Raw genomic sequence first — 19,361 nt, forward strand, 5'->3', positions numbered from 1 at the left:
ACAAGTGTTTAGGTCTTATCTGAACTGTAGTAGCCTATTAGCTAGCGCTAATTTTGATTATTTTATTGCGATCAAAAAAATAACGCCTACCTGTAATTACGGAGACGCTATTTTTTTAATTTAATTCACAGTTAAAAATAGTTAAATGAATTTGCGAAATCTTTCTCATTGATTTACCGCAATTTTACTTTTATACAGCACTGCGGTTGGTTAGTAAATTCCACAAGAAAACTGCGACAATTGCACCAAGAACTGCTACCGCAATGCCTGGAATGCTAAGACTAGGAGCTGCTAGAGCTAAGGTTCCCGTACTGAAGAATACACCTAAACTACCACCCACAAAAGCACCAATAATTCCTAACACAATTGTTCCTAGAATTCCACCGCCTTGATGACCAGGATATATAGCTTTTGCGATCGCACCAGCAATTAGACCTAAAACAATCCAAGCAAGAATATTCATTGTTGTTAATTTTGGTAAACGTTTTTGACCGACAAATACATATTAACAATCTTCATCTCTGACTCAATCTACCATCAGAATTAATTATTAATATCCATAAGGAATAGTTTAATTACTACTAAGTTTTTTCAATATGATCCAATTGAGATAGATAATCAATAAAAAAAGCTCCTAGTCGGTCTTTAACTAGGGGCTTATCAAACTATTGCTTGGTAATTGCAGTATACGCATTTTTAATTAGCTCTCTCCTCTACTAGAAGAATTAAGCTAAGTTTTTAGAGACTGTCTCTAAAGTAATGTAAAGGAGGCAAAATCAGGCGCACACGATTAGAAAAGCTAATGCATCGACCTGTATTGTGAATAAGGTAGCTCTCAATACGGTTCGGATAAGCACTCTTCATCTGTTATCTGGGCTGGGAAAAGGGTAAGGGGAAAAGATAAAAACCTCGCCCTTTGTGGGTGAATTGTTTATTCCTTTCCCCTTTTCCCCTCGTTTTTATCTCTGTATTTTTTGAAATCGCACTAGTACAGTTTGGCGTAAATCAGCCACCCATTTTAAATGTCTGAAACCTTTGCAAACAATTAATTACGAATTACGAATTACGAATTACGCCTTGCGGTACTAGTAGCTATTAAGACACTGGAATCTCTATGACAAATTCTGTTCCTTCGCCAAGCACAGAATTGCAACTCAACCGCCCGTTATGGGTTTCCTCAACGATTTGACGAGCGATCGCTAATCCTAATCCTGTTCCTTTCCCAACCTCTTTAGTTGTAAACAGGTGGTCGAAGATCCTGGCTCTAACCTCCTCTGACATCCCTTGACCGTTATCTTTGATGTAAATTGTTACCGTGCGCTCGTCACTGGATACTTCGGTGTGAATCAGTATTTGCTGATGATTTGCTTGGGCTTGAGCAAAAGAAAGCCCGCTAATGGATGTATCTAAGGCATCAATGCCATTAGCGAGGATGTTCATAAACACTTGATTTAGTTGTCCCAAAAAGCACTTAACAGGTGGTAATTTTCCATATTCGGTGATGACTTCGATCGCTGGACGTTTTTCGTTAGCTTTGAGGCGATACTTCAAAATCAACAGGGTACTCTCAATCCCTTCATGGAGATTACAAGCAACTTTTTCGGCTGTATCGGCTCTGGAAAAGGTGCGAAGACTGGTACTAATGTCTTTAATCCGTTCCGAAGCCACCTTCATCGAACTTACTAGCTTTGGTAAGTCTTCAATCAGAAATTCTAGGTCAATTTTTTCGCCATGCTCAATGACTGCGATCGCTGGAGTGGGATGATGTTGTTTAAGCAATTGAATATGGGCAAGTAAGTCTTGAGTATACTCTTCGGCATTATTGAGACTGCCTTCGAGAAATCCTATGGGATTATTAATTTCATGTGCCACCCCTGCAACTAAATTGCCCAAGGTTGCCATTTTTTCGTTTTGCACCATTTGTAGTTGGGTATGCTCAAGTTCTTGCAGCGATCGCTTTAGTTGATCGGCATAATTCTGAGATTCTTGATAAAGACGGGCATTTTCTAGAGATATGGCGGCTTGGGAGCATAGCAGTTGGATGACTTCAGTGCGATCGCTCGTAAATACACCAATTGTCAGCGGATTTTCTAGATACACCAGCCCAATGATTTTACCCTGGTTTAATATCGGCGTACACAACACACTCTTAGGTTGTTGCTGAATGAAATATGGATCGGCGATAAAATCAGTTTTTGCTGTTGCATCATCCAGCACAACGGTTTTTAAGCTGTGTTTGACAAAGTTTACTAGTGTAATCGGAATGCCTTCGCTGATTGATAATGGTACAGATAGTAGAGTGACTCCTTCATTGATGGTGGCTACGGCTTCAACTGTTAAGTTCTCCTGTTGGAGTACAAGTAGGGCAGCTTTTTGTGCCCCAGCATTTTCCATTATCACTTGCAAGAAAATAGTGAGTAATTGCTCTAATTTAATTTCACTGGAGAGAGCTTGTGAGGCTTTAAGAATGGTAGCCAAATCGAGGGCTTCAGAAATACTGCTACTAGAAAGATTTGTGTGGATGGTTTGATGTGGAAATGATGATGTATCGATGGTTGATCTCAGTTGCAAGGGATTAAGCTGCTCTTGTAAGATGGGAACCAGGAGTTGGGGATAGCGTTTTTCTAAGTCTTCGGTTTTGGCTTTAGCACCCCAACGAGCGTAGCAGTAATAAGCTTCTTGCATATAAACTTGGGCGATTTTTTCTTTGCCCCAGTCGAGGTATAACTTGGCAGCCAACTCATTGCTCAAGCCTTCTTCTTGGATATATCCGTTTTCTTTAGCTAGAGTTATGGCGCGATCGTACAGTTCCATTGCTTTGTTTTTTTGCTGCAAAATCCGATGCCGTTCTGCTTCAACTAAGTAAAATTTGTGTTGATGATTCATTGGGGCATGATGCGCCCATTTTTTCAGCTTTTTCTGATGGGAAGTTACTTTTTTAAGAATCTGTTTTTGCTGGGCAGTTGTTGCTGTTGGATAGAGAATTAATTGGGTTAGCGCCTCATAAAAATAAACTATTGGTACAATTGCCGCCGATGTTACCCCATCTAAATAGGTCATTGCATGAATTGCGGCTTCAGATGCTCCGGTATAATTTTCAAACAGGTAGCAAAGTATGAGTTCATTGGCATAGCTAAAACTCAATCCAGTGCGATCGCCTGCTTGCTGTTGTAAAGGGCGAATAGTTTGTGCATCATAAACATCACCTGATAAGTAATTAGGATTAGTAGATTGTCCCAACAAATTCAAGATGGCTTGACGAAATGAATTAATATATATCTGAGGTTTTTCTTGTTTAAAATGGCTGTAGACTTCAGCATAGTCACCCATCTGTTTTTCTAACTCAGCCAATTCCTGTCCCATCAAGTATCCATGAAAACTACAGCTATAGCTAGCCCAAGCTGCATATTCAATATCTCCTGTTTCTAAACCTACTTGATAGGCTTCAGTTAACGGTGCGATTGTGTCTTTAAGGGGTTGATGCCAGTGATTAATAAATGTTTGAACAATGAAGAAGGTTCTAGCTTTTAATTCTTTACTATGAAATTTTTCGAGGACTTGCAATGCTAATTGACCAAATTCATAACCTGTCTCAATATTTCCCAGAATGCCACACTCAATTAATCCATACCAGGCATAGCCAAATGCAGATGCAGCAGCATTGCCGTACTGCATCGATAAATTGACTTCGCTCAAAATTATTTGTGGCAATAAATCTGGACGAGCAATATAAGCCGTTGAATTCGTACTAGCTAGAATTCGGATTGCTGCCAGTTGTTTGTCCCCCGTCATGTCAGCTAAATCAATTAAACTTAAAGGAGATTTACCTAAAAATCTTAATTTGGTTTTAGCTAAACTTAATAAATTTTGCGTTTGATTCGCTTGATGAGATAGTTTTACGCCTAAGAGATTTAGCAGTGCGATCGCAGTCCGAATTGAATCATCAAAACGACTCTGAGCTAAATAAGATTGGATTTGAATCTCAATCGATTTAACCCGATCTAGTAAAGTTTTAGCATGGTGTTGCACTTGCTTAACAAACTCTTCTACCTGGTCAAATTGACCCATGAGATAGGCTGCTGAAGCAGCTTCTTCATATAATGCTAATGTGAGTGAATACTGTTGTTGCCAGCTATCTGTTCTCAATAGCTGAATACCACAATTAATATATTCGATCGTATTAGTATAAGCCGTGGATAGTTTGGCTTTTTGACCAGCTAGCAAATTTAACTGTGCTAATTTATCTCTGTCAGACTGTCTAGTGATTAGCTTTACACCAATATTCAACTGATTAACAATCTCAAAAATTCTCTCTTCCTGCTTTTTAATAGGTATTTTGCTTAATAGCAGTTGACCAATTTGCAGATGGATGGATTGTTTTTTATCCTCTGGAATTAATGCATAAGCTGCTTGTTGAACGCGATCGTGTAAAAATTTATAGTTTACAGTTAGCGAACTGTGTACTAAATCCTGTGTTTCTCGCCCGACATAAAATTTGTAAACTTCACTTTGTGGCAGAATTAATCCCTCTTGTAGTGCTTTCCAGAGGGATGTTGCGGTTTCAGTCTCGGAATTTTCAGAAACAATCGCCAATGTTGCTAAGTCAAATTGATTACCAATACAAGCTGCTAGTTTCAAAATATTCTGTGTTGATGCTGGCAATTTTCGCAACTGTAATACCATAAAATCAACCACATCGTCTGTCAGAGCTAACGCCTTTAACTGGGCAATATCACATTGCCAACTTCCGGTCTCTAAATCAAATTTAATTAGCTGGTCTTCATGCAAAGCTTTGAAAAACTGTGTACTAAAAAATGGATTGCCCTTGGTTTTTTGATATACCAGCTGTGTTAAAGATTGTGTGTTTTGTAGTGAACATTTTAGGGTATCAGCAACCAGTTGATTTAAACTTGCTTCACTCAGAGGAGCTAATGTAACTTTGTTAATAGTAGCATTAGCTTTAGCAATCTCATCTAATGTCAACATTAATGGATGAGCAGCAGACACTTCATTATCTCGATAAGCTCCAATTAATAACAAATATCCTTCCTTGGACTCATTCATTAGTAACTGGATCAACTTCATTGATGCTGAATCTGCCCACTGCATATCATCTAAAAAAATGACTAGGGGATGTTCTTTGGTAGTGAATACTTTAACAAACCTTTGTAATAACAAATTAAACCGATTCTGTGCTGCACTTGATGACAGTTGCGTTGCAGATGGTTGTTGACCAATAATTTGTTCTAGTTCTGGAATTACCTCAAGAATGACTTGCCCATTTTCACCCAGTGCTTGTAAAATCTTATTTTTCCAAGTTGACAAATGGGCATCACTTTCACTTAGTAATTGTCCCATTAAGTCTCGAAACGCCTGGACAAAAGCAAAGAAGGGGATATTACGATTAAATTGGTCAAATTTGCCTTTAATGAAGTAGCCTCTTTGCCGGACAATGGGTTTGTGAACCTCATTAACAATTGCAGTTTTACCAATACCAGAAAAACCAGCCACCAGCATTAGTTCAGTTTGGTTGTTGGTAACACGGTCAAAGGCTTTTAGCAGAGTTTCAACTTCATGCTCACGACCATAGAGTTTTTCTGGGATAATAAAGCGATCGCACACATCCCGTTGAGCAATTGGAAAACTGACAATTTTCCCCGTCTCCTTCAGTTGAGCCAAACAATTTTCTAAATCATATTTCAGCCCAAATGCACTCTGATAGCGGTCTTCGGCATTTTTCGCCATCAGTTTCATCACAATGTCTGACAACACTTGCGGAATCTCTTTCCTATTCCCTGTCCCCTCTCCCCTCTCCCCTAAAACTGGTGGAAGCTTGGCAATATGACAATGTACCAATTCCATCGGATCTTGCGATTGAAATGGTAATTCCCCTGATAGTAACTCGTAAAAAGTTACACCCAAAGAATAAAAATCAGTCCGGTAGTCAATCCCCCGATTCATCCTTCCAGTTTGCTCTGGAGATACATAACCGAGTGTCCCTTCTAGCACATTAGGACTCATAAGAATTTGAGTTTCCCGTGGCAGCAGAGATGCAATACTAAAGTCAATTAACTTAACTTCTTTAGTTTCTGGATTAATTAAAACATTGGCGGGTTTAATATCTTTGTGAATGATCCGATGACGAATTAGAATATCTAATGCATTACACAGTGCGATCGCAATTCGTAAAAATTCCATCAGAGATTCTACCCTTACCCCCACTCCCCATTCCCTACTCCCTACTCCCCATTCTTTAAGAGAAATTCCCCCAAAGTCTTCCATCACTAACGCATAGCCATTTTGATAGGGTTCCAGACTATAGGTTTGGATGATTCCAGGTATATTCAAATTTTTGGCGATGGTGAACTGATTGCGAAACTGTACCAATTCGCTGAAGCTGGGATAAGCAGTTTTCATCAGCTTAATCACCACAGATTTTTGATCAGTTTCTCGATTAGCACGATAAACTAAGGTTCGAGAACCATTGTAGAGTTCTTCGCTAACGTGATATCCGGGAATGCTGACCATAGGGCTTAATCTTTGAGACCTCAGTATTTAGGTTTCCCAAAAACATGGCAATACTTACAGATAGCGTCTTCTCTGGGAGACATTTCGCCAATGTGCAGCCTCTTGCAGAGAAGACGATACCCTTGATATCTACGTTTCCATCAAACCCTCTCCAACCCTTGAGGAACAGGCGCACAGCGCCGTATTCCGTACTTCAGACTGCGTGATGAAAACGGTTTGAGGTGTTTACGCCTCAGTCACGTTCTGGTAAGATTGGGCTTAACAGGAACGGTAATCAACCTGTATAAAAACCTAAGTGCCTAACGGCAATCTGTACCTTGACAATTGAAGATATGGGGTTCTATTCCATAGTTCTAGAACAACCCAGGAATAGGTAAAATCTTCATGGGGACTAGGCGATCAGAGTTTAAATCAAACAAATTTTGGAATCATCCAACTACCGAGGGGCACTCGGAAAGTTAACGCTTGAGGAGAGAACCACCTCTGGATTAGATACCGCAAGGGGTCTAACCCAAGTGGACTCGTTGAATCAAGAATCCCTGCACCTTCAGGTCAGGGAGTGCCAATAGAGTCCTTCCATAGTTAGTTTGCCCCGCATGACCGCAACCATTCCCAATCTTCCCAGTCTCTACGACCCTTTTTCCACTGAAGCCAAGTGGCAAAAATTCTGGGAAGACAACCAAGTTTATAAAGCTGACCCTAATAAAGGCGGCGAACCTTACTGTATCGTCATTCCACCGCCGAATGTCACCGGCAGTTTGCACATGGGACACGCATTTGAAAGTGCGTTGATTGATACTCTTGTGCGCTACCACCGGATGCAGGGGCGCAATACCCTGTGGCTACCCGGAACTGACCACGCCAGCATTGCTGTGCATAGTATGCTGGAAAAGCAACTCAAGACAGAGGGTAAAACTCGCTACGAGTTGGGGCGTGAAAAGTTCCTAGAACGCGCTTGGCAATGGAAAGCGGAGTCTGAGGGAACGATTCTGAATCAGCTACGACGCTTGGGTGTCTCGGTGGACTGGTCACGGGAAAGGTTTACCCTGGATGAGGGTTTATCTAAAGCTGTTGTCGAGGCGTTTACTCGTCTTTACGAGGAAGGCTTAATTTATCGTGGTGAATATTTAGTTAACTGGTGTCCAGCTTCTCAGTCGGCTGTGTCTGATGTAGAAGTAGAAAATCAAGAGGTTAATGGCAATCTCTGGCACTTCCGCTATCCTCTCACCGATGGTTCCGGTTTTGTAGAGGTGGCGACAACTAGACCAGAAACTATGCTGGGTGATACGGCAGTAGCAGTTAATCCCAATGACGATCGCTATAAACACCTCATCGGCAAAACTCTAACTCTGCCCATTTTACAACGAGAAATTCCCATCATTGGCGATGAATTCGTTGATCCTACTTTCGGCACAGGCTGCGTGAAAGTGACTCCCGCCCATGACCCGAACGATTTTGACATGGGTAAGCGTCACAATTTGCCCTTTATCAACATTATGAATAAAGATGGCACTCTCAACGCCAATGCCGGGGAGTTTCAAGGACAAGACCGCTTTGTTGCTAGAAAGAATGTGGTTTCTCGTCTAGAGGCAGATGGCTTTCTGGTGAAGATAGAAGATTATAAGCATACCGTTCCCTACAGCGATCGCGGTAAAGTACCTATTGAACCCCTCCTCTCAACTCAGTGGTTTGTCAAAATTCGTCCCCTCGCTGACAACACTCTCGAATTCCTCGACCAGCAAACTTCCCCAGAGTTTGTCCCCCAACGCTGGACAAAGGTCTATCGTGATTGGCTTGTAAAACTCAAAGATTGGTGTATCTCTCGGCAATTATGGTGGGGACACCAAATTCCTGCTTGGTACGCTGTCAGTGAAACGGATGGGCAAATTACCGATAACACGCCCTTTGTAGTAGCGAAATCGGAAACTGAAGCTTGGGAGAAAGCTAAATCACAATTTGGCGAAAATGTCAAGTTAGAACAAGACCCAGATGTGCTAGATACTTGGTTTTCTTCTGGACTCTGGCCGTTTTCGACTTTGGGCTGGCCGGAACAAACTCAGGATTTAGCAACTTACTACCCGACTACAACTTTGGTAACAGGTTTTGACATCATCTTTTTCTGGGTAGCTAGAATGACAATGATGGCTGGGCATTTTACTGAGCAAATGCCTTTCCAAACCGTTTACATCCACGGCTTGGTGCTGGATGAAAAAGGTCAGAAGATGTCAAAGACCAAAGGTAATGGTATTGACCCATTGTTATTAATTGACAAATATGGTACTGATGCCTTGCGGTATACTTTAATTAGGGAAGTGGCTGGTGCGGGTCAAGATATCCGGCTGGAATACGATCGCAAAAAGGATGAATCAGCATCGGTGGAGGCATCGCGCAACTTTGCAAACAAGTTGTGGAATGCAGCCCGATTTACGATGATGAATTTAGATGGACAAACACCGCAACAATTGGGGAACCCAGTCGCTACCGAATTGAGCGATCGCTGGATTATCTCGCGGTATCATCAAGTTGTTAAACAAACCACGAATTACATCGATAATTACGGTTTAGGGGAAGCAGCAAAAGGACTCTACGAGTTTATTTGGGGTGATTTCTGCGATCAGTATATTGAATTGGTGAAATCCAGATTGCAAGCAGATGCCGATCCCGCATCGCGGCAGGTAGCACAGCAAACCCTTGGTTATGTGCTGGAAGGGATTATGAAACTGCTTCATCCCTTCATGCCTCATATTACTGAAGAAATTTGGCAAACTCTCACCCAACAACCACCAGATTCACCACAAACCTTACCATTGCAACTATATCCCCAGATAGATGCAAACCTGATTGACTTAGGTTTAGAAGAACAATTTGAATTGCTGATTGCTACTATCCGCACAATTCGGAATTTGCGGGCTGAAGCGGATATTAAACCAGGGGTTAAAGTAACAGCGAATTTGCAAACTGAAAGCCAGAAGGAGCGGGAAATTCTTACTGCTGGACAGTCTTATATTAAAGATTTGGCTAAGGTTGAGACTTTAATTATTACTGACAAGCAAGAAAACCAAACTGTTGCTGCGAAAAAACCTCAAAGGGGTTTGAAGATAATTGGCTTAATTATTGTGGCCATTGTCTTTGGTAGATTGGGTTTAGCTGTTGGGTATGCCATTGATGACATTCCCATTGTCGGAACTTTCTTTGAACTAGTTGGTTTTGGTTACACAGCTTGGTTTGTGAGCCAAAATTTACTGACTGCTCAAGCGAGACTTAGGTTATGGAGACGCTTTTTCCCACAGAGAGAATTAGAACAACCACAAGAATCGGAAAATGCGATCGCAGGTGTAATTGGTACAATACAAGTGCTAATTCCTCTCAGCGGTGTGGTAGATATTGAAGTTGTGCGTGCCAAGCTAGAAAAAAGCTTGAGTAAAGCTGAAGCAGAAGTTCAATCCCTGAGTACCAGATTAAACAATCCTAGTTTCGTAGATAGAGCTAGAGCCGACGTAGTACAGGGAGCGCGGGAAGCTTTAGCAGAAGCACAGAAGCAAGCAGAAATTTTGCGCGAGCGTTTGAAGGGATTGTCGTAGCGATCGCCAACGTGGCTTAGGATAACTGTAATGGGTAATGGAATGTACAATAATTCCCAATTACCCATTACGAATGAACAAAATCAAAATATCAATGTCTGGCACTTATTTTTTATTAATTTTTTATTAATTTTTTATTAATTTTGAATTTTTAATTTTGAATTGTGGAGCGAAGCGACCCTCATGCTATATCTAGCCCAGGTGCGTAAAAACGATTTTTTAGACCAGCACCAGTTACGCTTATTGGCGCGTCAAGAAGCTGATAACTTGTGGGCGATAATTCCCGAAGAGGCTTTCATTCTGTTGGGAAAGGGAAAGATCATGAGTGAGAACTTGCTTGTTTTAGTGGAACTTTCCCCTACAGGCGATATTGAAAGAATAGAAGACGCCACCAACTGGGTACTCCATCTGGTACAAAGCTACCTCACCATCGGCATTACCCCAGAATTTTTGCAGCACGAAGCCGAGCGAGCAGAACATTGGCGACAATCCTTGACGTTGCAAAACCAAGACTTAGCAAGGCGTTCCTTGGAATTAGAAGCCAGACGTGAACAAATTCAAGCCTTAGAAGAAAGCCTCAAACGCGAGAAAAATGGTTATACCCAAGAGGAAAGTTAAAAGTTTGCAGTTGTGTTACCTATAAAGCAATACAGTTCAGAATGAGCAAAAACACTTGTAGAGACGGCGATTTATCGCGTCTCAAAAACTCAAAATTGTTGCCAGTAGCCCTTAACCCAAGCGTATTAGCCTATAAAGCCACAGTACCCACAAGCGTGTAGAGACGCGAAATTTCGCGTCTCTACATTAGGTTGATTCTAGGTTAATTGTCTGAGCAAAGTTAGGCAATCACAGTAATATTTGCATTAGTAAGCATTGCCTGATTGGAGAACTGGGCGATTTGAACTTGTGCAGTCTTACCAGTCCCATCTACGTCAAAGAATAGATTCCCCGTAGTTTGATTGTAGATAAAGCGATCGCTTGCGGTTGTAGCAATAGTACCAAGTCGGAACAAGCCGGAATCAAGTACAGTATTCTGAGATTGGCTGAGTCCGAATTCTGCCTTGGAAATGAATATTGTATCATCTCCAACATTAAAATCAGTAATAGTATCATAGCCACCAGTGCGGGTATCAGTCAGATATAAGCTATCTGCCCCAGTTCCACCAGTTAGCGTATCTCGACCAATTCCACCGATGAGTTCATCGTCACCTGCACCTCCATCCAAAATATCATTGCCTGAGTTACCAAAGAGGCGATCGTTGCCACTTTCTCCGCTCAGAATGTTAGCGCCACTATTTCCCGTAAGGATATTATTAAGGCCGTTACCAGCACCATTGATGACCTTGGTTCCAGTCAAGGTCAAGTTTTCCAAATTATCTCCCAACACCCAACTCACCGAAGAATTGACTAAATCTGTGCCAGCATTTAAGCCTTCGACAATAATATCGCTGAGGTTGTCTACAGTGTAGATGTCATTGCCAGCTCCACCAACAAGACTGTCAATCCCTACACCTCCATCTAAGATGTCATCACCTGCACCGCTCAACAAAGTGTCATTGCCTGAGCCACCAAAGAGGCTATCATTGCCACCTTCTCCGCTTAAGATGTTAGCGCCACCATTTCCCGTAAGAATATTATCAAGGCTGTTACCAGTACCATTGATTACCTTACTACCAGTCAGGGTTAAATGCTCCAGATTATCTCCCAACACCCAACTCACAGCAGACTTGACTAAATCTATACCTGCATTTAAGCCTTCGACAACAATATCGCTGAGGCTGTCTACAGTGTAAATGTCATCACCATCTCCACCAACAAGACTGTCAATCCCCGCACCTCCATCCAAGGTGTCATTGCCGGAACCACCCAACAAGTTGTCATTACCTGTACCACCAATCAGGCTGTCGTTACCATCTCCTCCACTCAAGTTGTTAGCGCCAGTATTTCCTATGAGGATATTATTAAGACTGTTACCAGTACCGTTGATTGCCGAGCTTCCAGTCAGTGTCAAGTTCTCTAGGTTATCTACTAACACCCAACTCACCGAAGACTTGACTAAATCTATGCCTGCATTTAAACCTTCGACAACAATATCGTTCACATTATCTACAGTGTAAATGTCATTGCCTGCTCCACCATCAAGACTGTCAATCCCTGCACCTCCATCCAAGGTGTCATTACCTGCACCGCCCAACAAAGTATCATTGCCTGAGCTACCAAAGAGGCTGTCGTTACCATCTCCTCCGCTCAAGTTGTTAGCGCCAGTATTTCCTATGAGGATGTTATTAAGGTTGTTACCAGTACCATTGATTGCCGAGCTTCCAGTCAGGGTCAATTTTTCCAGGTTATTTCCCAACACCCAACTCACTGAAGAATTGACTAAATCTGTGCCTGCATTTAAGCCTTCAACAATAACATCGTTTATGTTGTCTACAGTGTAAATGTCGTTGCCTGCGCCACCATCAAGAGTGTCAGATCCCAAACCTCCATTCAAGGTGTCATTGCCTGCACCGCCCAACAAGGTGTCATTACCTGAATCACCAAAAAGACTGTCGTTACCATCTCCTCCGCTCAAGTTGTTAGCAGCAGTATTTCCTATAAGAATGTTCTTAAGGCTGTTGCCAGTACCATTGATTGCGTCGGTTCCAGTCAGGGTCAAGTTCTCCAGGTTATTTCCCAACACCCAACTCACTGAAGATTTAACTAAATCTGTGCCTGCACTGGCGGCTTCAATAATAGTGTCCCCGATGCTGTCCACAATATAAGTATCATTGCCTTTACCACCAATGAGACTGTCATCGCCTGTACCACCATCTAAGAAATCATTTCCATCGCCGCCATCGAGAGTGTCGTTATCACCTAGTCCGTTGAGGGTGTCATTGCCCTGCAACCCTGAGATGATATCCATGATCCCTGTACCAGTCAGGTTATCTGCACCTGAAGTGCCATTAATGGGAGGCGTGACTTCATTAATGGTCAAGTTGACGGTAGCAGTGCTACTGCCTCCTTGCCCATCACTTATGGTGTAAGTGAAGCTGTCGGAGCCATAATAGTTTTCGACGGACGTATAAGTGTAAGTACCGTTGTTGTTGTCAAGTAAGCTTCCGTGGCTAGGTTGAGTGAAGCTAATAATATTCAATACATCAATGACATCTGCATCCATATCATTGCTCAACAAAGTAGTAGCACTAATGATAATGGGTGTATTTTTGTTTGTGGTGATGCTGTCGTTAACAGCGACGGGATCATCATTCACCGCTGTAATATTAATATTGCGGGTAACGGTGGTGCTATTAGCAGTCCCATCATTCACTAGAAAGCTGACGGTACGAGGTGTAGTAGCGGGGTTATCACTGCTGTTGATATAAGTAATAGAACGTAGTGCAGTTTGATAATTAGCAACAGTGGCACTGCCAGTTAAAGTTAAAACGCCTGTGCTGCTGTTGTAGTTGCCTGTAATTCCATTTTGGTTGGTGAAGGCGAGGGTGTCTTGAGTAGAGACAAAACCACTGGTAATACTGACAGTGGCACTGGAAAGGTTGGGGGAGTCTGCATCGCTGACAGTGATGCCTGAGTCGATGACTGTAGTGGCGTTCTCAGTATATGCCAGGGCGGAGTTGGTAGCAGTAGCAACGGGCGCACTATTCACTGCCGTAATATTAATATTGCGGGTAACAGTGGTGCTATTAGCAGTCCCATCATTAACTAAAAAGCTGATGGTACGAGGTGTAGTATTGGGGTTATCACTGCTGTTGTTATAAGTAATAGAACGCAGTGCGGTTTGATAATTGGCAACAGTGGCACTGCCAGTTAAGGTTAAAACGCCTGTGCTGCTGTTGTAGTTGCCTGTAATTCCATTTTGGTTGGTAAAGGCAAGGGTGTCTTGAGCAAGGACAAAACCGCTGGTAATACTAACGGTAGCACTGGACAGGTTAGCAGAGTCTAAATCGCTGAGGGTGATGCCTGAGTCAATGACTATAGTGGCGTTCTCAGTATATGCCAGGGCAGAGTTGGTGACAGTAGCAATGGGTACATCATTCACCGCCGTAATGTTAATATTACGGGTAACTGCGGTGCTATCAGCAGTCCCATCATTAACTAGAAAGCTAACGGTACGAGGTGTAGTAGCGGGATTATCACTAGTGTTGGTATAAGTAATAGAACGCAGTGCGGTTTGATAATTAGCAACAGTGGCACTGCCAGTTAAGGTTAAAACCCCTGTGCTGTTGTTGTAGCTGCCCGTAATTCCATTTTGGTTGGTAAAAGCGAGGGTGTCTTGAGCAGAGACAAAACCACTGGTAATGCTGACAGTGGCACTGGAAAGGTTGGGGGAGTCTGCATCGCTGACAGTGATGCCTGAGTCAATGGCTGTAATGGCGTTCTCAATGTATGCCAAGGCAGAGGCAGAACCAGAAGTGATAGTCGGGGGAACCCCACTGTTTTTGTATAGTTGGGCATATATGCCATCGCCAGACCCATCTTGATTAGTGCTTTGCCAGGAAATGACAAAGTTATCATCTTGAGCGATCGCTATTGTGGGGTTAGATTGATAGTTGGGGGTGAAGGTATTGACTTGGAATTCGACCCCTTGAGCTACCCCGGCACTATTGTAGCGTCGGGCATATATCCCATCATAAGATGTGTCCTGACCATAGCTAGACCAGGAAATAACAAAGTCCCCAGTTGTATCCATTGCTACTACTGGGTTTTTTTGATCGTTGGGGGTGAAGGTATTGACTTGGAATTCGCCCCCTTGAGCTACCCCGACACTGTTGTAGCGTTGAGCATATATTCCATTGCCAGAACCGTCTTGATTCAGGCTTTGCCAGGAAATAACAAAGTCCCCATCTGAATCCATCGCTACTGTGGGGTTCGATTGTGATTTGTTGGTGGTGTTATTAACTTTAAATTCGTTCCCTTGAGCTACCCCAGCACTGTTGTAGCGTTGGGCATATATCCCATAGTAAGACCCATCCTGATAATAGCTTTGCCAGGAAATGACAAAGTCCCCATCTGCATCCATCGCTACTACGGGGTTCTTTTGCTGATCAGCGTTCTCAGTATTAACTTTAAATTCGCTCCCTTGAGCCACCCCAGCACTGTTGTAGCGTTGGGCATATATCCCATAGCCAGAACCGTCTTGATTCAGGCTTTGCCAGGAGATAACAAAGTCCCCATCTGAATCCATCGCTAATGTGGGGTTACTTTGATCACTGGCGTTCTCAGTATTGACTTTAAATTCGCTCCCTTGAGCCACCCCAGCACTGTTGTAGCGTTGGGCATATATTCCATTGCCAGAACCGTCTTGATTCAGGCTTTGCCAGGAAATGACAAAGTCCCCGTCTGCATCCATCGCTACTATGGGGTTCTTTTGGTCGTTGTCGGTGGTGTTATTGACTTTAAATTCGCTCCCTTGAGCTACCCCAAAACTGTTGTAGCGTTGAGCATATATTCCATAGCCAGACCCGTCCTGACCAAAGCTTTGCCAGGAGATAACAAAATCCCCATCTGCATCAATTGCCACTGTGGAGTTATTTTGATTACTAGCGTTCTCAGTATTGACTTTGAATTCAGCCATGAAAAACCTCTGAAAAAAACTAAAATTTTGATTTCAACAATTACGCTGTGATTAGAGAGATTCCTTAGTCATTAGGAATCACCGCACTCGATCGCAACCAGTAGTTCAACTCTGGTGCAGTAAATGCTTGGCGGATTTCTTTTCGTTCCTAATTCAAAACCATCGCTAACCATTCAGGTGGCACCGATCTTCTGATACTAATTGGGAAATAAATTTGGGATGCCAGCGTGGTACAAAGCTGAAGTCTAGAATCAAGGCAGAAAAAGTGGGTGTTGACAATCCATAGTCCTTCTCTGCCAAATTCCAGGTCGTGAATGTTGAGGTCGCCTGGGAAGTATGCCATCCGTGGCAAACTAACCCTGTAAAATTAATGAGATAGACCACTAAGTGTGCCATCATTGTCAAAAAACAAACTTTTACTAGGAAAGCAATCCAAAGGAATCGCCCCCTGATGAAAGTTCGCGCAGCTATAAAACTGCACTGTATTTAACTTTGTAAACATTTTGAACTTAGTTTTTTATAATGTCCTAATGCTAAGTCTTATTTAATAGACTATTGTCATAATAAAGACTATTTCTTTAAAATAAACCTGTATATATACTGAATATAAAGCTTGGTCAAAACTTCAAGAATTTGAAGCCTAGGTTAGCAGTTTTTGTTTTTTATAGCCATAAAGCCCGTTGTTAGGCTTGAGCAAGTGCGTAGGCATAGCTCATCGTAGACATCGCTAGTCGCTGTATTAAATATTGAAGCGATATACGTGTAAGTGCGATTCCTTTGCTCGAAATTAGTAGAAGTAAAAGTAGCAAGACTGATACTAGTCGCCAAGCGACGCCCGAAATTCCTGCTAAAAAAAGATTTTAAAAATAAAATTATTATTTGACCTGACATTATCCAAAAAAGCTTTTTTGGGTGTGCCATTTGAAGTCTACAGCGGAGGTAGGATGAGACAAAAAGAATATGGTATGACAATATGGTTCACTGGCTTAAGTGGTGCAGGTAAAACTACTATCTGTCAATTCGTAGAGAAGGAACTGCGGATACAGGGATATAGAGTTGAAGTTTTGGATGGCGACGCGATACGTCAAAACTTATGCAAAGGGTTGGGTTTCAGTAAAGAGGATCGAGAAGAGAATATTCGGCGCATTGGCTTTGTGGCTAGCCTTCTGGCCAGAAATAATGTAATTGTATTGATTTCAGCCATTTCTCCTTACCGCAAAATTCGGGAAGAAGTGCGCCAAAGTATTCCATCTTTCATTGAAGTGTACGTCAATGCATCATTAGAAGTTTGTGAACAGCGAGATGTGAAAGGGTTATATAAAAAAGCTAGATCCGGGGAAATTAAGCACTTTACTGGTATTGATGATCCTTATGAAATACCACTCAGTCCTGAAGTCGAATGCAAAACTAACCAAGAAAGCATTGTTGAAAGTGCAACTAAGGTTTTAGAAAAGCTGGAAGAATTGGGTTATACAACTGCTAAAATGATTAATTTATGAGTTAAAGAAAGTTTTTAACTCATAACTTTTACTACGTTATCAATAATTGCCGAATTAACCTGGCTATTGCTTTTTGCGTGAAGCGACTAGCAATTTGTTGACCCAAACGTTGTACATCTGAATTTACCAATAACTGGGCAATTTGGGACGCTAGTTGCACTGGGTCAAAGCCTCTTGTTTCTTGAAGAATGCCCAATATACGTTTGATATGCTGCAACGTTTGTTGTTGCTCAACTGTGGCCGCTGGAGTTTCATTAACTGCTGTCAATCCTACCCGTTCCCGCAACAGGGAGGTAAAGTTATGCAAAACATTTTTACCTAAAGCATCAAGTCCGTTGATAGATTCATCTACTAGTTTGTCACGAATAAAAGCACCACGTTCAGATGACAAAAATTCTATTCCCTGATTCAGCACTAAATTAAAGTCGTAGTCTTGACTATTGCGGGCATTTTTTAACAAGTTCTCTAAGCGATTCCAGCGAAATCGCCCATCTTTAAATAGCAAATCTTGCAATGATGCTCTTAATTGCGGTGCTGGGTCGGTTAACAGGCGTTTAGAAACGTAGGGATAAGCTTCACTGAGGACTTTAAAGTTCGGATCTATAAATATTGCAATACCTTCCAGTGTCACGAGTGAGCGAATAATTAAAGCGTAGTAAGGCGGTACGCGGAAAGGATATTCATACATCAAAGCAGATAGTTCATCGGTGATGCTTTTAATATTAAGATCGGCAACACTGGCTCCTTCGGCATCAGCAAAGACTCTTGCAAAAGCTGGGATAATTGGTGTTAAATCGGTTTCTGGTGATAAGAAATCTAACTTAACGTAGTCTTTTGCTAATCCTTCAAAGTCGCGGTTGACGACATGGACGATCGCTTCAATCAAACCATAACGCTGTGGTGGCTTGATCTCGCTCATCATTCCAAAGTCGAGATAAGCTAATTTACCATCAGTTGTCGCTAACAAATTACCAGGGTGGGGATCTGCATGGAAAAATCCATGTTCTAGCAGCTGGCGCAGGGAACACTGCACACCCACTTCAATTAGATAACGAGCATCTATACCTTGGGCGCTAATTTCTTCTGTCTGGGTTAATTTAGTGCCGTTAATCCACTCCATCGTCAAGACGCGACGATTGGTATATTCCCAGTAAATTTCCGGTACGTATATGTCTTTTATGTGACCATATAGCTCGAAAAATCGTTCGGCATTCTCGCCCTCATGGATGTAGTCCATCTCTTCAAAGATGCGATCGCCTAATTCATCAAGAATCCCAACTAGGTCACTTCTTACCCGTTTGACCTTTTTCTGCACCCAAGCAGCGAGGTTACGCAAGATATACAAGTCAATGGTGATCCCCTCTCTTAAGTCAGGGCGTTGAACTTTAACAGCGACTTCTTCACCAGTTTTTAGCTTACCTTTATAAACTTGCCCCAAGGAAGCCGCAGCAATTGGCTGGGCTGAGAGTTCGGCGTAAACCTCTTCTGGAGGTGCGCCTAATTCTTCTTTGATAAACTGGTAGGCAATTTCGTTGGGAAAAGGTGGTAATTGGTCTTGTAGCCTAGTTAATTCTTCTAGGTATACGGGAGGAACTAGATCCGGTCTGGTGGACAAAGCTTGTCCAATTTTGATGTAAGCAGGCCCCAGTTGCGTCAGTAATTCTCGTAACTGAGTGGCTCGGCGGCGATCATTTTTGACGACAATTCCCCGTTTACTATCCGACCACAACCCAAAAGCAAAAGATAGGGTCGGCCCCAACACGGCGAAAATCCGCCGTACAACTTGCAGTTTTCTATTTTGGTAATGCGCGGCTATGCCTATGGGATCGTAAAGCGTCTCTGGTTGAGCAGTTGTCCTGAGCTTTTGGGCAGCTAACAGGGATGCTGATGTCTGCGATGGGCTACGCCTACGCACAACCAAGCCTTGTGTACCATTTTCTTCTGGCACTATATCAATAACGTCCAGTTCGCCTCGGCGATTTGTGCCGTTGCTACTGTCCTCCTGAATCGGTTGGGAACTAGGGGGAAGTGTCTTAACAATCATGAAGAAGGCTACCAGTTCAGAACGATCACATTAAGTATTGTAACAATATGTTTAGAAATTGGGAATTGGAAATGGGGCATTGGGCATTCGTTATTTCTTCCTCATTTCTCCCTGCTCATAGTGCTAATAGG

The 19,361-nt window shown here is 42.4% G+C and carries 8 protein-coding genes; 3 read left to right on the forward strand and 5 right to left on the reverse strand.

What is annotated here, in order from left to right:
* Nucleotides 1–190 precede the first annotated feature (190 nt).
* Together RRG12_RS11885 and RRG12_RS11890 are read right to left on the reverse strand one after the other, a co-directional pair.
* Nucleotides 191–463, reverse strand: coding sequence for a GlsB/YeaQ/YmgE family stress response membrane protein (locus RRG12_RS11885; RefSeq protein WP_069071700.1), 273 nt, complete (start codon nt 461–463; stop codon nt 191–193).
* 632 nt (nt 464–1,095) lie between these two features.
* Nucleotides 1,096–6,528 carry a trifunctional serine/threonine-protein kinase/ATP-binding protein/sensor histidine kinase gene (locus RRG12_RS11890; protein WP_420759414.1) on the reverse strand — a complete coding sequence of 1,811 codons (5,433 nt, stop codon included), beginning with the start codon at nt 6,526–6,528 and terminating at the stop codon, nt 1,096–1,098.
* A gap of 596 nt (nt 6,529–7,124) precedes the next feature.
* Between RRG12_RS11890 and RRG12_RS11895 the strand changes: the two genes are divergently transcribed.
* The gene (locus tag RRG12_RS11895) at nt 7,125–10,109 is read left to right on the forward strand and encodes a valine--tRNA ligase (protein ID WP_420759415.1); all 2,985 of its coding nucleotides are present in this window, start codon (nt 7,125–7,127) and stop codon (nt 10,107–10,109) included.
* Between the two features lie 183 nt (nt 10,110–10,292).
* Entirely contained in the window at nt 10,293–10,727 is a 435-nt protein-coding gene (locus tag RRG12_RS11900; RefSeq protein ID WP_069071697.1) for a hypothetical protein, read from the forward strand.
* A gap of 220 nt (nt 10,728–10,947) precedes the next feature.
* On the opposite strand, the gene RRG12_RS11905 is transcribed toward RRG12_RS11900, so the two are convergent.
* On the reverse strand, nt 10,948–15,687 hold the full coding sequence (locus RRG12_RS11905; RefSeq protein WP_420759416.1) for a beta strand repeat-containing protein: 4,740 nt from the start codon (nt 15,685–15,687) through the stop codon (nt 10,948–10,950).
* A gap of 165 nt (nt 15,688–15,852) precedes the next feature.
* On the reverse strand, nt 15,853–16,086 hold the full coding sequence (locus tag RRG12_RS11910; protein WP_420759417.1) for a DUF4915 domain-containing protein: 234 nt from the start codon (nt 16,084–16,086) through the stop codon (nt 15,853–15,855).
* A gap of 545 nt (nt 16,087–16,631) precedes the next feature.
* Here RRG12_RS11910 and cysC point away from each other — a divergent pair.
* Nucleotides 16,632–17,186 (forward strand): adenylyl-sulfate kinase, encoded by a 555-nt coding sequence (gene cysC, locus RRG12_RS11915; protein WP_069071694.1) that lies wholly within the window; start codon nt 16,632–16,634, stop codon nt 17,184–17,186.
* Between the two features lie 31 nt (nt 17,187–17,217).
* Here cysC and RRG12_RS11920 read toward each other — a convergent pair whose 3' ends face one another.
* Complete coding sequence (locus tag RRG12_RS11920) at nt 17,218–19,230, reverse strand: ABC1 kinase family protein (RefSeq protein WP_420759418.1); 2,013 nt, start codon at nt 19,228–19,230, stop codon at nt 17,218–17,220.
* Between the last annotated feature and the right edge of the window lie 131 nt (nt 19,231–19,361).

This window comes from Nostoc sp. CALU 546, assembly GCF_048836525.1.